Raw genomic sequence first — 16,370 nt, forward strand, 5'->3', positions numbered from 1 at the left:
CATCACAGAGGTCGCAGGATAAATCTGTCCGGGGAAAGGGGAAGTCCGATCAGCAGCCGATTTGTGCAACAAAGCCCCGTTGCGGTCTCAAAGCAGGCTGAACTGACCACCGGCGACTTCGTCATCCGCCAGATCATGGCCAAGCTGTCGGGCTACGAGTTCGAGGAATTCGTGGCCCATCTATTGGAGTGCATGGGTTATACTGCTCGCGTCACCCAGCGGTCAAACGATGGTGGCGTAGATGTGATCGCGCATCGTGATAAGCTCGGGTTTGAGCCCCCTATTCTGAAGATCCAGTGCAAGCGCAAGACCGACCAAACACCCCGCACCGAGGTCGATCAATTACTTGGCACCTTAGGCGAAGGAGAATACGGGCTTTTTATTGCGCTCGGATCCTTCAGCCGCCAGTCGGTAGAACTTGAACGGAACCGTCCCAAATTGCGGCTAGTGGATGGCGAGCAGCTCGTTGATCTGGTGCTGGAGAACTATGCGCGCCTGTCGCCCCGCTATCGGACCATGATCCCTCTTAAGCAGATTTATGTTCCTGATCTACATGGCTAATGCCGCCTGTTGGCTATCATGCGCAACAGATGAGGCGAGAGGCTAGAGGAGAGTAAGATGAAGTTTTGATAGGTCGAAGTGCCGCAGTGCAAGGAGTATCAATTGTTGATGCGTTGCGGCAGATCGGCATAGCCCAGCAGACATACTGTCTTAGTTATCTTCAAGATATCATCGGCCCAATCTAAAGAAACTAGCTACCTATCTTGATTGTGGGTACAAAACCCTTTTCTCGCATTTGATCGTAAATGACTAAAGGCAGATCTGCTTTGGGCATCCTAGCCCGTCCCGTTTCAATCGCGATAGAAGCGGGCACCGCAGGAAATATATTGATCACGGAGTATTCCCCATGGTGCGCCTTGATGCGATCGAGGAGGCGACGAAGGTGCGTTTTATATATCGCAAGGTCATCCGGACGACGCATAATGTCATTGTGGGGCTCGTCAACAGTAATCGACCAGATCGCCACGTTTTCCCCCAATACAGAGCGGAGCCTTTGGTCGTCGATCGTTGCGCTGATTGCTACTTTTAGGGCAACCGGAGCGTCCTTGGGACCAGAATATTCTCCAACATTGAAGCTTATCGCCGGCTGGTGCAATTGCCATTTCCAGGTGGATGGCTCGCGATGTTTCTGGTGGACAGTAACGGGCATGATGTCGCCCAAAAGGGTGCCCAGTTCGATAAGCAGGGGCTGTGGGGCAAGAGCGAATACGCTTAGCTGTGAGATTTCCTTCTGTTCGACACGCTCCTTTACCTTCCGGGCAAACTGACGCCGCAGATGTTCGCTCTGCATGGTCCAATAAGAAGGCTCGTCGTCTTTGATCTCCGAGCTAAGTTCGATATCGATGGTCCGTCGCTCGGCAGGATGTCTATCGGGCGGCATGGCGGCGAAAATTGCTTTGGTGGACACCAAAGACTCCATTTGCCCGATCGTCGCTGCGAAGCGAAGCACGTGCGCCGCTCGGTCCGCGTCCATGTCCGTGACCATTTCAATCCGGGATTCATGCTCGCGCTTCATCGCAACGAGCACATCTTCCGGGTAGTCGTCGGCATGGTCGACATCAATCAACTTGTGGTGGGTCGGGCACATCAGCATCAGGTTACTGATTTCTTTTGCCAGTTGCGGTGAGCGGCTCTCGTCACCTCGGGGACCATTTTTACTGTCGGCGACGATGTGCGCAATGAAGCCGAACTTGCCGTCCTCCTTGCCGGCCACAAGGTCGCCGATGAGAAGGGTATTGCATCCGGAAAACTGGCAGCGGCCGGCCGCCAGCGCCCAGAGCTGGATCTGCGTTTTGTGCGGAATTGATGAACTAGACAATGTCTTGCTCCAGTTTTGTGATTGCGGCCGAGGGAAGCACCGTTCCCGCTTCAAGCGGAAAGACGTTCAGTCCATCGCCAAGCACTACGTGCAAACCAATTGGTACGGGCCGTTGACCGATGATGGCCAAGACAAAGGCGTTTAAGTGATGTCGTGATAGGATGTATGACTCCGCTAGCGAGTGTAGATCAATCGCAGAGGGTGTCGGCACGGGCTCAGGATGACTGTGCCATGTCCCGACGAACATGAGGCCCCGGAGATGCATTTCATTGATTTCTCTCTGCTCGGCCACTCGATCCGGACAATAGGTGAACCGCGTCCTTCGGTCCGTTTCCCTGGGACCAGTTGCGACCTCAACGACAACGTCTCGGTCAGACAAGCGCGCGAAAAGCAACCCTCCGGCTTCGGCTTGCCAAAATCGAAGCTGTCGATGACGCTCGATGTAAGCGATCACGTCTCGGGTGAAGACAAGGTCCTGACCGGAGGAACCGATGGGATATCTCATCACGCTGCCAGCGACCGGTCCCCGAGGGCTGAAGCCCAAGGGAGGTCATGGAGAAACCCACCTTCGGTACGGCTCCCCATCAACTTCGCCCATTCTGGCGACCATTGGCCACCCACTTGTCGCAGATATCGCTCCCGCCCGATCCACAGACGATGAACGGACTGAGTGGGCGGGTCCAACATGACATCGAGGACAAGCTCACCGATCACTGCCAGCGAGCCCTGTAGTTCAATCGGCCCATACGGCTGATAGACAGCCCCGCATGCGGGCTCCTGGCGCATCGTCGAGTGAGGAAATTCACCAACTCTGAGATGCGGCAAACCGGTGTTGTCAAATCCGTCCCTGAAGGACTTCCCCTCCTTCATCACTGCGACGGCATGACCGGCACAAGCATGAGCTTCGGTCCAACCATAGACGATGGGGACAGGACGACCATTCGCTTCGCTCCAGGCATCAAGCATTGCCTCTGCGCCCCAATTTCCCACTGCCGAGACGATCAGGTCCGCTTCTGCCAGATCTCTGGCGATCAAGAGAACATCTTCTATCCGCCCCACTATCGGGCGAGCCGTGAGGTGCGGCAGATCCTGCCTTAATTTGGTGGCCAAAGCTTCGGACTTGTACTGCCCCAGATACTGGGCGCCCAGCGGATGCCGGCTAAGGTTCGACGGGTTGAGCACATCGGGATCGACGAAAATGAACTTGCTGACTCCGGCTTGCGCCAAAGCCACAGCCACCGGCGCGCCGATCGACCCGCATCCGAAGATAAGAACGGTTTGTTCCCGAATCTCCCAGGTACGGCTGTCTTGGTCGCGCCCATGGATCCAAGAGTGGTCCATGCGCTTCAGGTTTGCGCGGAGGATTTCGTCAGGCCCAAAAAAACGCTGTGCAACAAGCAAAGGAGGAGTTTTTCCAAGCCGAAAACCTTTATGAACCGGATCTTGCCCACGAACAGGGCGCGGGCGTGGAACAGTTAATCCAGCGATGGCGACGCCATTCTCGGTCTCCATGCCTAAGCAAACCGTCAGATCGCCTGTCGTGGCGGCTGCAGCTCTGACCAAGATGTCATCGGCACCGACAGACTTGGCCAGTTTGAGGATATCAGCCGCCGTCTTTGGAAAGTGGGTGGGTGTCAGGGGATCACCCAACCAGATGAGCGCACCTACATCTAGGCGGTATTGCCGGGTACGAGAATATTGGTTGCGCAGCCAATGCAGCAGGTCATCGGCATTGTCCGCGATGACCTGTCTGACTGGGCCGTTCCAGACTCTCACCAATCTCGATGATGCCAGTGTCGGTTCGACGAGGCTGAGGATCTGTTTCCGGCTCCCGGGCACACCATTGCCCCAGTACGATAGGACTTCCCTTCGAAACTCATCATCACCTCTCCCTTTGGCCACTAGTTTGGCAAGGTCGGCGACCATGTTCAGCAGGATGATGACCCCGCCAGCTGGGTCATCGGGGTCGAATGTAGCCGTCTCGGATACAAGGCAAAGGACATTATCCTTTTCCACATGCGGCCAGTCTTCATCGTCCGGCAAATCGACAAGACGGACGCGGGCCGGTTGGAAGGGGAATGACGCGGGAACCATGATGTCGACCACTCTAGGGCCACCCACGGTTTCTAGCGTTACGCGCCATCCGCCGACCATGTCTTGACGGATGCAGCTGACATCTGCTCTCTCAAGGGGCATAACGCCAGAACACTTGGCATATAGCCAGTCCTCGACCTCAAGCAGCGCTTGTCGGTGACGTGTTAGAAGGCGGGAACTCCCCTTATGCGTTGCGTCCACCACCCTCAAGCCTCACTGCGGACTCCTTCGCCTGAGCCGCCGAACTGACAAGGCCAGAAGTTAGCACCGTCGGCGCCGCAACGCCGAACGCCTTGTCGCCAGCCCTTTCAGCGATCACACGTCCGGCGCCGCGTGCAACAGCGTCGGTGATCTTACGGCGATCGGAATGCATGGCTGCCTCAAGAAAACTATTTTGAGCAGCTCGCAACCACTCGAAAAAAGCGTCCCTGCGTTCTGGGTGCAGCGGCCACTTATCGGCAAAATTCTCCAAGGGGTCGGTTGGGTTTGCGATCAGCGCGTTGCCTTGGGCGTCGTATCGGATATGGTTTTCCATGCCGTTGAGGATGGAAACCAGCGCCTTTCCGATCGTTTCTTCACCTTTGTAGGCGTGAGCAGCGAGAGTAGTGATAATGATCGAAATTGGGCGTTCGTTATAGCGGTCCGCAAACATCAAGTCCCGATGCCGCTTGAGAATCATGATTGCGGACTGCAGCGGCGTCTTGATCTTATATGTCGGCATTGCCTCGACTTCAGCCTTCGCCCGGTTTTCGAACAGGCCACGGGTTCTGACTTCGACAACCTTGGCGCGGAACCACTGCGCATAACCCTTAGGATTGGATCGCGGCCAGTCCTCGGTTATGATCTCATAGGAAGTATGCTGATTATCCGTGATCGCGATAGCGGTGTTGGCCCAACTCGTGTCCAACTGCTTCTGCTCAAGCAGCAGTCGCATGCTGCCTTCATTGGGAAGGGCAGGAACTATGTCCATGTGGAATTGCGCACCGTCGGCGTATTGCAGTTTCCAACAACGACGCCCTTCCTCAACGGGCTTGTTCATACCCTGCGCTTTGGCATACGCCTTGATCTCGACCCCCAGTTTTGTCTTGAGTTCCTGCTGGGTAAGAGAGAATTTTCCTAAGTTCCTAAACTCGCAAATCGAGTCCACGTCATAGTCTTCAGCTTCACTGATAGGCTTGATCGCGGTGCCCAAGCGAAATGACCCCTGCACGTAGACTTGGGGATCATAGGTCAGCACTGTCGATGTAGGGCGATGGAGCCACTCACCCAAGGACGTGTAGCTGCGCTCGGCCGCCTCGTAACGGCTGGAAGAAATTTCCAGCTCCTCGGCTAGTGCCTCCAGATGCCGCTCCGCCTGCGGCGTAATCGGTGCGGTGAACGCGTTCATAGCCCCTCCGGCAGGTATAACCTGCTTGGTTCCTGATTGCTCTTATGTGCGTTTCTTCCAATCGTCCCGGACGTTTAGAGGAACCTACTGAAAGCTATGCCGTTTTAGGGTCGCTTCAAGGGCTCTGTTGCTTATTTTCTAAGAATAGCTTTCTGTGAGAGTAGCAGTGCCGAATGATCGCTGCAGCCTCGGAATGACCTCCCTGCCCTGAGCGTATCGCTGCGCCACTTGGAGCGTGTCGCTCAGCAAACTGCCTGGAGTCTGTCGCAAGTTTGGTCGGTCAAGCATTGGGGCTATCATCAGCATGATGAAGGACCGCAGCAATTGATTGCAACGCAATCGATGCTTACGTTACAATTTAGCAGGAGGGCGTCATGGCCAGCATTACTATCCGCAATCTCGAAGACCACTTGAAGCACCGGCTACGCATCCAAGCAGCCGAGCATGGCCGGTCCATGGAAGAGGAAGCGCGGGACATCTTGCGCAAGGCTGTTGGAAAGCCTGCAGCAACTGCAAACCTGGGCGAAGCTATTCATCGCCGGTTTGCTGTCATGGGCGGAGTGGAGCTTGACCTACCGCCGCGCGAACAAATGCCCGAACCGCCGCGCTTTGACTGAACCACACTTGCCATGATCCTGCTCGATACGAATGTCATCTCGGAGCTCATGCGTCCGGAACCTTCACCAGTTGTCCTTGCTTGGTTCGGACGACAAGCTGCCGCTGATTTGTATCTTAGCGCCGTTGTGGAGGCCGAACTTCGGCGCGGGGCGGCTGCCCTGCCTGCCGGTAAGCGTCGTGACCGCCTGATTGCAGAAATCGATGCCATGATCTCGGAAGACTTCGCAGGGCGGATAATGCCCTTCGACAGTGCCGCCGCCGTTGCTTTCGCGGCCGTGTTTGTTGACCGGAAGACTGCTGGTTGGCCAATCAGTTTCCCAGATTGCCAGATTGCCGCCACAGCTCGCGCGCACGCCGCTGTCATCGCCACCCGCAATGTGGCTGACTTTGAAGGCTGTGGCATCGAAGTGGCCGATCCCTGGCAAACCGAGGCTGGAAGCTGAACATGGACAAACGAAGCCTTACAGAACGGGACATCTGCACCAAGTTCATCACGCCTTCGCTGCGTAAGGCTGGGTGGGATGAGATGGCGCAGATCCGAGAGGAAGTGAGCTTTACCAAAGGTCGGATTATCGTGCGCCCCCCTGCCACATCAGAGCTTGAGGCCGCCGAATGAGTTTTCGCATTTTGGATGCTCTACCCATCCTCGTCCTGCGGTTCGGCGAGACAATCAACAAGGTGCCCGACAATCGAAACGGAAGACATGGCCTCGAAAATAAAAAGGCGATGGGCTTTCGAACTCTGTCCGGAAAGGTCCTCGCACTAGATGTCGATGGCGAATACGAGGAGGTCAAGATCTGGATCGAGCCTCCACAGCCGCCAACCATCAGCGGCATCAGCCTTCTACCATCACGCGAGAGCCACGACCTTCACCGAAAGGAACTTGCACCCCTCGGCCGAAAGGCAGGTATCTATCTGAGAGTTGAGACGAGGACCGGTCTGGAAGACCTTCTCGCCTGGTATTCCTAGACGGCGACAAGCGACACACTAACATCGTCGGCATCTTCCTCAACGAGCCAAAGAGCCGGCGTCTCATTGGCGCCATCCTGATAGGCGCCTTCGCCCGCACCCTAGTGCGTGTAGTCAGTGTGGGCGTCCTCTGCACGCGACGTCGTTCTCGGGCTGCCGAGCCTCGCCGATAGCTCGGCATCTCCTTTTTCCTTATCTGGGTAAATGGCTCGGTCCCAACGCCTAGCCGAGTACATTCCATACTTCCGGAACTCGTAGCTGGACAGAACACCTGAACCAGACTGGCCGGAAATCTGCCCCAGTTACCACGCCCCGGGCGTCACCCCTTTTTGGCCCTCCTTGAGGATGAACCATCCATGGCCCCTATTTGTCAAGACCGCCACCAACGATCATAATGCGGATTATTTTCCACAGTGCTGGGCATACGATTTCGGACGGCAAGATCCGCTTGCAGGTCATGACTACAAGGCACCACACAAGGCGGGTTCCGCGTCTGAAAAACAGTTTTCAGCCGCCCTCGGGCTGCCGCATCTTGTCCTGACAGGACAAATAGGCCGGTCGTCGGCCCCCTGCCCTTCCCGGCCGCGGCACCGGTCACAGTTCCCGCATCATGCGAATGTTTACAAACGACCATTTTCTTACGCATCTTGATTGTGTATGCATGGCAACCAGCAGCCCCACCTTGGAGCCATCCATGCCTCTGATCGGCTATGCCCGCGTCTCCACCGGCGAACAGACGCTTGATCCGCAGAGGATGGAGCTGCGCGCGGCCGGCTGTGCCGTCATCCACGAGGAGCACGCCTCGGGCGCCGACCGCACCCGCCCTGCCCTGGCGCGGTTGCTGGCGACGATCCGGCCGGGCGAGACGCTGGTGGTGGTCCGCCTTGACCGGCTGGCGCGTTCGCTGAGCCATCTGTTGCAGGTGATCGAGACGCTGGAGGCCAAGGGCGCGCATTTCCGGTCGCTCGGCGATCCCATCGACACCACCACGCCGCAGGGCACCTTCTCGCTGCAGGTGATGGGCGCGGTGGCGGAACTGGAGCGCGCGCTGATCCGCGAGCGGACCCGTGCCGGGCTGCGCTCGGCCCGCGCGCAGGGCCGGATCGGCGGCAATCCGGCGCTCAAGGCCGGAGACCGCGAGGCCTTGCGCAAGCTGCGCCTGGCCCGCGACGAGACCTACGTTCGCAAGCTCGAGGGCACCGCCGGGACATGGCTGCCGCTGGTGCGGCGCCACAGGCCGGAGATGGCCTGGGACGACCTGACGCGGCTTCTGGGCAGCCGCACCGGCCAGCCCTGGACGGTCGAGCGGCTGAAGCGCGCGGCCCGCCGCTATGTCCGCGACGGGCTTTTGCCTGCGGCCGTGCTGGACCGCGCCCCGCGCCGCACGGCGGATGACCGGCTGCTGGCCATCATCGCCGGGATGCGCCATGCCGATCCCGACCTGACGCTGGCAGGCATTGCCAAGCGGCTGGAGGACATGCGCGAACGCACCCCGCGCGGCAGTGCGAAGTGGTATCCGTCGTCCGTGCGGTCGCTGCTGTTGCGGGCCGAGAAGATGGGCCTGATCACGGCCTAGTCCCCTGCCGGGTCAGGCCGACCGATAAGGGGCGACTGGCTTTTGGCCCGTCGGGCATTCGTGCTGGGTGCCAAAATCGAAGGAAAGAGGTAGAGTAAAGTGTGGCCGGGTCCTCAAGCATGAACAGGACAACTTCTGTTTACTTAGCTGAGAGCATTCATCCCGATCCCCTACCCCACCCCTTATATTCCTGAAGCTCTACCAAAAACGCCTAAATACCTTCATGGTACCAGTTAGCTTTCGGATATCTTGGTCTCAAGAAGGTCCACAGCAACTTCAAATGCCTCCCCTACCCCACATCCCATCGCATCTACTGCCGCATAGAATCGATCGAGAGTCTCTTGCTTCGCTTTGATGTTGATCTGGACGTTCCGGCCTGTCCTGCGCCGCCTCTGCACCTTTTGTGGTGCCGTTACATTCTCATGAATCGCCGAGGGTTCCCGCCGTGTGAACCCAACTGCTGCCGCCGCATTGGGCTCTGCTACAGTTTTGGTAGGCTTAGCTGGCGTGAACGACGCCAGGTCATCAAGAGCATCACCAAACCCGATCTTTGCGCGCGTGTTCGTCATGCTACAGCCTCCTTGATCTTCGCAACCAACTCGCCCGCAAACTGACGGGCGTTCTCAATCGCCTTCTCGATGTTGCTCGTCTGGGATGAGTCCAGAGCCAGTAATGTGCCCCCAAAATCGAAAAGGTCGCGATAAGCTGCGCGTTCCACTATTGCGGTCTGGAAAACAGGAATGCCTGCATCCTCTAGTTCAGTACTGACGTTCTTTAGACTGCGAGATCTGATAGCCGCACTGGTTCGCGTCAGCACAACGGCATGAGGAATTGTGCGACGAGCCAGCTTTGCTTGGGAGGCGATCAGCTTCAGCACTTTCGCCCCGCCCTTCGCGTCCATACTCGAACCCTGTAGCGGGATCGTCACAAAGTCCGACATGCCGATCGCATTCGCCACCATCAGGGATGCTGTGCCTTCCAAGTCCACGATAACGAATTGAGCCTGAGCTGCTTCACGCTCGATCACGTCCACAATAGTATCTTCGGTTACGTCGCTGATGATTTGTATTGTCTCTGGCTTGCCCGGGAGAGCCCCCCACTGAGAAATCCATCGCTCAGGATCGGCATCTATAATTGCGACTGTCGCCCCAGCTTCGGCCAATTGTGTTGCAGCCAGAAGAGCGGTCGTCGTCTTTCCTGCTCCACCCTTAGGATTTGCAAAGCTGATCACTGGCATCTTCTGCTCCCTCTTTTTCGAGGTACCAAAGCAGCAACCAGCCGAACTGGCAAGTAGATACCTGCTAGCTATCCGCTAATACTGTTGGATAGTAGCTACCAGCTATTTATATTGAGGGTGCCTGAATAGTGTCTGCAAAACACCTGCAGAAGCAAAGCATATAACAGGTCCATGCAGTACAGATATAGCTACCTGTCTGATACTTTGAAGGTACTTGGGTGCCCTTCTTTGCTGACAGGTACAGGTCGCGGAGCCGTATAAAGACGATTGGCAGTCTACTCGTATTCCACTGTGAGCTATGGCTCCTCAGTGCTGATCCTGTGACAGCGCTCAATCCGGTTGATGGTAGCTATCGAGTACTGAGCGAGTTGCAGAAATCGGCCCGTAGAAAGCACCACCCGTCATAGACACTTTGATGTACTGATATCCGATAGCTACTCGCAACCCTGCGGATATCGGCTAGCTATCTGGTATCAAGATGTACCTAACTTTTGTAAGTAGGTATCCACTCGCATAGGCGTTTTAGTATATCGGTTAGCTATCAGGTGTCGACAATGCACTAGTTCCGTCTCTCCCCAATACCCCACTACGCTGACAGATTCACACGGCAGTAATGCCCTACACTCATAGATCTCCTTACCAAGCAAATGGATCGTGACACTTGGATGGTACTATCTTGGTATGCGGTAGCTATCTTATGATGCCGCTTGGAAGGGAAGCTAGGCCAGCTATGATCCGCCCGCGTTCTCCAAATCTCCTTCACGACATCGACGATACATGCGCAGCTCGCCCTGCTGAAACTGTTGCGGAGTGTAGAGCGAAAAGCATATCAAAGCTCTTTCGAGAAAGTGCATGATAGCGAAGACCGAACGCACTACGACAGAATGATCAAGTTCCTAGATAAGCAGCTGAGAGGGCCATCCATAACCAAGTAGCTATCCGGTAAACGAATACTATCTGATAGCTACTAGGTACTATGATTGCTTACTCTGAATCTCGGGCAATTATTCGTTGCTGTCTTCAAGGCGACACCGACGGTGATCTTGCCCTTCGAGGGGGCGGTTCAGGAAGCCGCCGAAAGCGTCTTCGAAATCGTCGTTATCAGATTTTCGATCCGCAGATGCGCCAATGTCGCACTTTCCGAAGAAAACATTGTTCTCGAAGGGCTGAGTTCGGGCAAGGGCAGGGCAGCCCGCCGCTCCTGATTCTTCCTACGCAGCAACGCTGCCTTTTTGATAAGCTCGTTGTCGCCCGATAGGGCCACGCATTTTCTTGGGGCAGGGGCCGACGTTGTATCTGCCTGACCGTCGACCTGATGGGATTGTTGTCCCGCTTCTTGGGATTGCGCCTCTGGCGCCTCTGGAGGAATGGTTGCGTTCGCCACAGGCGCAACTTTGTCTGGCTCTTTGATCAGTGCGGAATCTGGCGAACCGTTCTGAGCGCCAAGCTGGGTGCCCGCGCCGCCTGCTGCACCGGTAGACGGCTCAGTCTTATCAAAGTCGAACTGCCTTTGTCTCAGCGCCGCGGCGTCCTCGTCACGCTTCTCGGCCGCACGGGACCGGGCCGCATCGCCCTCTACCTCGGCCTCTGCCTTCTGTTCAGCGGTGTCCTCGGCAGTCTCTATGTACGTGTAGTCGGCCTCGGTGATGACGTGAGGTGGCTGCGGCGGAGGCGCGCTGAAGTTCTGACTTTCGTAAAGCTCCTTGTAGGCGGTGTCGTCATAATACATCAGCCGCTTGGCCCGGATGGGCATGTCGCCATCCACGACGATGACCACATCCTCCCTTGGCAGCCGGCGGGCCTGATCCCGCGTGAGCAAGGGATGCTCCTCGGTTCGCTCGGAGATGTTGTTGGAGAAAAGTCCGTCCTTGATATTCTTCGACTTGCTCACGACCCGCTTGGTGGTCATGCCAACGGCGTCCGACAGCTCCGCGATGGTGTCAGGTTCGCTTGGCGTAAGATAAAGCTTGATCCCCGCGCCGCCCTGGAGGGTCTTACGCACCTGCTCTCCATAGACCACATCGAGATCGGGGATGGTCTGCGTGACGATCGCGAGGTTGCCACCATAGCTGCGCAGAAGCGAAATGCTCTCGGCCACAACCGGCATCCGGCCGATCCGCTGAAACTCGTCCATCAGGATCAGAACAGGGAAGGGCTCATCCTTGCCGGGTTCATGATCCTGCAGAGTGGCAATCAGGTCCGCGAAGAACAGCCGGATCAGCGGTGCAATCGCCCCAATCTCGTTAAAGGGCGTGGTCAAGTAGACTGTCTGCGGCTTTTTGCGGAAGGTAGCAAAATCGAAGTCGCTGGCATCCGTGACCGCGCAAGTATGCGGGTTCGACCAAGCGCTCATTCCCGATGAGTTTAAGATCGAGATATAGGACGTGAGGGTCTTTTCGTTCATGCCTGCCATCTGCTGGAAGATCAGTCTGGCGCTGCGGTCCTTGACGATGCCGGCATAGGCTTTGAACTTGGCGTTGAAATCTCCGCCTCCATTGGCGAGCTTGTGGATCCGCCCCAAGGTCAGTTCCCCTTGCTCATAGGCGAGAATGCCGCAGGCCACGAAGATAGCCCGGCTATTCGGCAGGAAGCTGGCGGCCGAACTGTCCTCCGCTTGCAGAAACAGCGTCGCGATCTTTTCCAGCTCGGCCATGCGCTTTGCCGGGTTGGTATAGGTCTTGATCCGATCCAGCGGATTGTAGCGGAAGGAGGGTTCGTCAAAGTCGCGTGGACTAAACCGATAAACCGTCTGTCCCATCTTTTCGCGAAAGCGCGCGGTGTCTTCGAAGTTTTCTCCCTTCACATCAAGAACCACGGCGCTGCCCTTGTAGGAAAGAAGGTTCGGCTTGACGAAGCCCACGCCCTTGCCCGCGCCAGTCGGTGCCACCAGCAGGCAATGGGGATACTTACCAGAGACGATGTACCGGCCCTTCCTGGTCGGCCCGGTCGTCTTTGCCAGCACAAAGCCCGTACGGGCATCGCCAAAGAAGTTTTTGCGCTTGAGCTCCCGCTCCGTCATCCAGTGGGTTGTGCCAAATCGCGTCAACTGCTCCTGGACGATGCGGCTGGCGATGAGCAAGCCCGCGCAGAAAAAGCCAATGATGATGATATTGACGATCATCCATCGGTTCGGCTGGTAGTCCTGCAGCGCCAAGTAATTGCGGATTAGCCAGAGAAAGTCCGGCTCTGCGTGGCCAAACCAGTATTGGATCACTCCCGTCGCTACGACATAGCCGATGGCGGCGGCAAAGGCCGAAATCAGCAACACGCCGCCCGCCATCCGAAGCCGGATCGCCATTGTATCACTTGCCATCCTTGTACCCTCCTAGAGCTCGTGACCTTCGTCGTGACCGCGTTCGCGTCGCAGCTGGACCTCGTGCTCGTAGTGCCGCTCAAAAGCGGTCTGCCGCTCCAGCCTTTCGTCAAGCTCCATGACCCTGCGATCCATCTGGACGGCGGTAATGGCGTCTGACCGGTCCAATCCCCGACTCTGCTCGGCTTCCAGATACCGCTCTGCCAGGTTCAACCGCTCGGCCCTGTTCGGCATCATGACGGACAAGGCATCGCTGTTTCCGCCGCGCAGCTCATGCACGGCGTCCTTGCCTGCAATCTGCTCCACGATCTCGGTCAAGCGGACCTGCTGCTCATAGCTCAGATGACTCCGGCCTGCCAAATCGCGGGCTTCCTCGATCAGCGCCTGACGATCCTCGGCAACCTCGACCAGGTCGCGGTCGTCTGCCACCACAGGCACAATGCGCTCTGTGACGAGGCTGCGTTCCGAAACCGCCAGGTAGGCCGCGGCAAGATCGCGATATGCCTGCCGTGAGCCGTCTTCGGTCGCCATGTCATAGCCGCGCGCGACTGCGATCTTCTCGGCATCGACGGCAACCCAATGAGCCTCAAGAGCGGCAGACCGGGCCTCGACGGCCACGCGCGCCGCAATCTCGTCAGGATCCATGCAGGTGCTCTCCAAGGCAACGGAAAGCTGGCTGCGGTCCATCGCAGCAATCGCTTCGCGGTGGCCGTCCGCGTAGATCGTCCCCTGTGCGGGTTCAGAGAATTCGGGACGATCAAGCCCGCTGGTCAGCCGCTCAACGTCGCGAACGGCTGCGAAATACTGTGCCTCGATACCGGGGCGGGTGCTTGGGTCAAGCTGCGCAATCGTATCGCGGACCTCGGCCAGCTTGTCACGGGCCTCCTCGATGATAGCCAAGGCCTTGGCGGTTTCAGCGGCAAGCTCCTCCTCGCGAGGCATCCCCAGGCTTGCTCGAACACCGTCCTCTCGTTCTACGCTGTTGGCAGAGCTGTAAGCCCGGTCGTATTCCTTCGCCTGTAGCCCCGTGATCTCAACCTGAACACTTTGCGACAGCAGGTTCTCACGCTCCGCATTGGTCGTCAGAATAGGCTTCGATGCGTCCAGGCCATCATCTTGACGCACATGTTGCATGGTATGGCTCCTCACGTTCTCTAAAATCTCTGGGGTTAATGAAAGGCCGCGTTCCAGCAGGTCGGCGGCTGCGGCAAAACCGCGAGACAGCGCGGAAAACCCGTCCGCGAAGACGGCAGAAAGCGAACGGTATTCGGCGGCATTGGCCAAGATCTGTTCGCGCTTCCATTCCGCGCTGCTTTGTTCGCAGACGGTCGGTGCAAGTTCATGCTGGCTGGCGTGGGCAATGTCTCTCTCGGGCAGCGTGACAACCCACTGGTTTCGGTGCGTCTCAATGGTGCGCCCATCGCGCGTCACGATCTGGACTGCCTCTTTGCCCTCATGCGTGATGCGAATAGCATCGCCCTTTTGGGCGCAGCTTTCCTGAATGACTGGGCCGAGATCCTTGCCCCACAGGGTCTTTTGACCTTGGGGCGTCTCCACTGTCACGAAGTAGCTCAGGCGCTCTCTCGGGTTGTTCTGATAGGGGGAAGCGCCATGCTCAGCGAGCGTTCCGGCAAGGCCACGCACGGCAGGTGCGCGGTTACGCCCTTGTTCATGCTCGTCGGTGATGCCGCGGGACAGCTTGCTGCTGTTGACCATTTCAATGCCGTGGACGGCGGCATGTTCGACGATGGTATCCTTCACGCGGTCATAGGTGAACTCGCCGTCGCGGGCGAAATAGAACCACTCGCCTTCGGCATTCTTACGGTCTACGACGATATGGACATGCGGAAAGCCGGTGTCGGTGTGGAGCGCCGCGATGTAATCGAACCGGCTGCGGCCTTGATCGAAGATGTCAAAGCAGGTAGCACGCATGATCTCACCCACCTTCTCGGGGCAGGTGCCGCGCGGGAAGCTCGCGACCATATGCATCGAGTGCCCGGCCTTGACCCTGCGCTCCCAGCCATCCGCCCATGCCTCGGCAAGCGCCTCGGTGAACTGCGCCGGCAGGTGATCGAGTCGGTCATATTCCTTGTTAGGGTCGATGATGTGTTCGGCTTTGCCCAGCACGTAGCCAAGCTGTGCTGCCAGTCCCCTAGGGCCCTTACAGCCCCCATTTGGGACGACCTTGAACATCACCTGGGGCAGCCCTCGGATGTTCCCTATGGCACGCGCGGTCCGTCCTGTTCGCACACGGAAGGTGTCGCGCCCGGCGCCGCCGCCTCGGTTCTTGGCCCAGTCAAAGCGGCCAATGATGAATTTGGCCTGGCTCATCCCTCATTGCCCTGGCGGAGCAGCGCCTCAACCCGCGCTTTCCGGCGCTTGGCCCCATCCGTTCCAGCCGGTCGCGCTGCCGATGATGATGCGCTTGGGCAGGCCCTCGACGCCGATCTTCACCTTGGAATGACTCTTATAGGCGGGGTCCAGGTCGCAAAAGCACTCGGCCAGACCCTTGAGGACGTGAAAGCGGGGGTCCAGCAGGTAATCCCCGAACACTTCCGCAAGATTGGGCAGGGTGAAGGGCAGGGGGTTGGTCAGTTTCAGATCAAGCTGCTTGCGGTCCTTGGCACTGGCAATGCGCTCGATCTGCAAGCCGTCATAGACATGCTTCCAGGCCGACCGCAGCAGGGCAAGGCGCACATCGCGTTCGTAGAGGCTCGGGCTGCGGGAAAAAATCTGCCCGCCATAGGCTCCGCCGATGCAAGCCGCGACGTTGATTGCCGTCTCGGCCTGGTTGAACTCGGCAATTGCCTCGGGAATGGCCGCGGCCTTCTCGTCATACTCGGCCACGATCTCGGACAGGCTGCGGCGCAGCGCCGGCGCTGCATGTTCCTGCGTCTCTCCGATCTTCGGAAACTCGGTATTGTGATAGGTCATGTCGTCGTCACCCTTGGCCCAGGAAACGCTCGAAGGCGGTCCGGCCGTTGTCCGTTACTTCCCAAACTTCATGGCCGTGACGGCGCGCAAAGCGCCATGCCAGGGCTTCGGTGTCATGGGCGCGGGGAAGGGCGCCGGGATGCGCCCTCGTTTCGATGATCCGCCATGTCATGCGGTCGCCTCCTGCCGGGCGGCGAAGGCATCAAGCATGAGATACAGTGCTTCCATTGAGGGACCGTCGCCATAGACAACGGCGCGGCCAGCAAGGGTCGGGTCGGCCTCGCATTTGGCGCGGACGCGCCTGTCATGATCGAGATAGGCGTTGACGGTGAAGCGGCTTTCGCCCGCGCCGCTGTCGTAGAA

At 57.9% G+C, this 16,370-nt stretch carries 17 protein-coding genes; 6 read left to right on the plus strand and 11 right to left on the minus strand.

Annotated features, from left to right (window positions below; all coding sequences use genetic code 11):
- Positions 1-561: restriction endonuclease (locus tag ACFOM8_RS20640; RefSeq protein ID WP_377764216.1), on the plus strand; the 561-nt coding region annotated here is incomplete at its 5' end.
- Between the two features lie 190 nt (positions 562-751).
- Here ACFOM8_RS20640 and ACFOM8_RS20645 read toward each other — a convergent pair.
- The 4 genes from ACFOM8_RS20645 to ACFOM8_RS20660 all read right to left on the minus strand — a co-directional run bounded on the left by ACFOM8_RS20645 (position 752) and on the right by ACFOM8_RS20660 (position 5,360).
- Positions 752-1,879, minus strand: coding sequence for an SAVED domain-containing protein (locus ACFOM8_RS20645; protein WP_377764218.1), 1,128 nt, complete (start codon positions 1,877-1,879; stop codon positions 752-754).
- Positions 1,872-2,384 carry a Mov34/MPN/PAD-1 family protein gene (locus ACFOM8_RS20650; protein ID WP_377764219.1) on the minus strand — a complete coding sequence of 171 codons (513 nt, stop codon included), beginning with the start codon at positions 2,382-2,384 and terminating at the stop codon, positions 1,872-1,874. Before ACFOM8_RS20650 ends, ACFOM8_RS20645 begins: the two co-directional genes overlap by 8 nt.
- Positions 2,384-4,075, minus strand: coding sequence for a ThiF family adenylyltransferase (locus tag ACFOM8_RS20655; protein ID WP_377764221.1), 1,692 nt, complete (start codon positions 4,073-4,075; stop codon positions 2,384-2,386). Before ACFOM8_RS20655 ends, ACFOM8_RS20650 begins: the two co-directional genes overlap by 1 nt.
- Before the next feature lie 82 nt (positions 4,076-4,157).
- Positions 4,158-5,360 carry a nucleotidyltransferase domain-containing protein gene (locus ACFOM8_RS20660; RefSeq protein WP_377764223.1) on the minus strand — a complete coding sequence of 401 codons (1,203 nt, stop codon included), beginning with the start codon at positions 5,358-5,360 and terminating at the stop codon, positions 4,158-4,160.
- A gap of 374 nt (positions 5,361-5,734) precedes the next feature.
- On the opposite strand from ACFOM8_RS20660, the gene ACFOM8_RS20665 reads away from it, so the two are divergent.
- From ACFOM8_RS20665 to ACFOM8_RS20685, 5 genes are all read left to right on the plus strand, one after another.
- On the plus strand, positions 5,735-5,977 hold the full coding sequence (locus tag ACFOM8_RS20665) for a FitA-like ribbon-helix-helix domain-containing protein (RefSeq protein WP_377764224.1): 243 nt from the start codon (positions 5,735-5,737) through the stop codon (positions 5,975-5,977).
- Positions 5,978-5,989: 12 nt separating this feature from the next.
- Positions 5,990-6,421 carry a type II toxin-antitoxin system VapC family toxin gene (locus ACFOM8_RS20670; RefSeq protein WP_377764225.1) on the plus strand — a complete coding sequence of 144 codons (432 nt, stop codon included), beginning with the start codon at positions 5,990-5,992 and terminating at the stop codon, positions 6,419-6,421.
- A gap of 2 nt (positions 6,422-6,423) precedes the next feature.
- Positions 6,424-6,594, plus strand: coding sequence for a hypothetical protein (locus tag ACFOM8_RS20675; RefSeq protein WP_377764236.1), 171 nt, complete (start codon positions 6,424-6,426; stop codon positions 6,592-6,594).
- A complete protein-coding gene (locus ACFOM8_RS20680) occupies positions 6,591-6,947 on the plus strand; it encodes a hypothetical protein (protein ID WP_377764226.1) in 357 nt (118 codons plus the stop codon). Before ACFOM8_RS20675 ends, ACFOM8_RS20680 begins: the two co-directional genes overlap by 4 nt.
- Before the next feature lie 694 nt (positions 6,948-7,641).
- On the plus strand, positions 7,642-8,523 hold the full coding sequence (locus ACFOM8_RS20685; RefSeq protein WP_377764228.1) for a recombinase family protein: 882 nt from the start codon (positions 7,642-7,644) through the stop codon (positions 8,521-8,523).
- 233 nt (positions 8,524-8,756) lie between these two features.
- On the opposite strand, the gene ACFOM8_RS20690 is transcribed toward ACFOM8_RS20685, so the two are convergent.
- From ACFOM8_RS20690 to ACFOM8_RS20720, 7 genes are all read right to left on the minus strand, one after another.
- Positions 8,757-9,092: a hypothetical protein gene (locus tag ACFOM8_RS20690; protein WP_207100883.1), complete on the minus strand. Its 336-nt coding sequence runs from the start codon at positions 9,090-9,092 to the stop codon at positions 8,757-8,759.
- Positions 9,089-9,760, minus strand: a complete 672-nt coding sequence (locus tag ACFOM8_RS20695; RefSeq protein WP_207100884.1) for a ParA family protein — start codon at positions 9,758-9,760, stop codon at positions 9,089-9,091. The genes ACFOM8_RS20690 and ACFOM8_RS20695 overlap by 4 nt, the downstream gene beginning before the upstream one ends.
- A 1,063-nt stretch (positions 9,761-10,823) precedes the next feature.
- Positions 10,824-13,073 (minus strand): type IV secretory system conjugative DNA transfer family protein, encoded by a 2,250-nt coding sequence (locus ACFOM8_RS20700; RefSeq protein ID WP_377764229.1) that lies wholly within the window; start codon positions 13,071-13,073, stop codon positions 10,824-10,826.
- Between the two features lie 12 nt (positions 13,074-13,085).
- A complete protein-coding gene (locus ACFOM8_RS20705) occupies positions 13,086-15,404 on the minus strand; it encodes a relaxase/mobilization nuclease domain-containing protein (protein ID WP_377764231.1) in 2,319 nt (772 codons plus the stop codon).
- A 27-nt stretch (positions 15,405-15,431) separates the two neighbouring features.
- On the minus strand, positions 15,432-16,007 hold the full coding sequence (locus tag ACFOM8_RS20710; RefSeq protein WP_377764232.1) for a DUF4942 domain-containing protein: 576 nt from the start codon (positions 16,005-16,007) through the stop codon (positions 15,432-15,434).
- Between the two features lie 7 nt (positions 16,008-16,014).
- Positions 16,015-16,179: a hypothetical protein gene (locus ACFOM8_RS20715; RefSeq protein ID WP_154765919.1), complete on the minus strand. Its 165-nt coding sequence runs from the start codon at positions 16,177-16,179 to the stop codon at positions 16,015-16,017.
- Positions 16,176-16,370: hypothetical protein (locus tag ACFOM8_RS20720; RefSeq protein ID WP_377764234.1), on the minus strand; the 195-nt coding region annotated here is incomplete at its 5' end. The genes ACFOM8_RS20715 and ACFOM8_RS20720, both read right to left, overlap by 4 nt.

Origin of the sequence: Paracoccus angustae (genome assembly GCF_042648745.1) — a bacterium.
Lineage (GTDB): Bacteria > Pseudomonadota > Alphaproteobacteria > Rhodobacterales > Rhodobacteraceae > Paracoccus > Paracoccus angustae.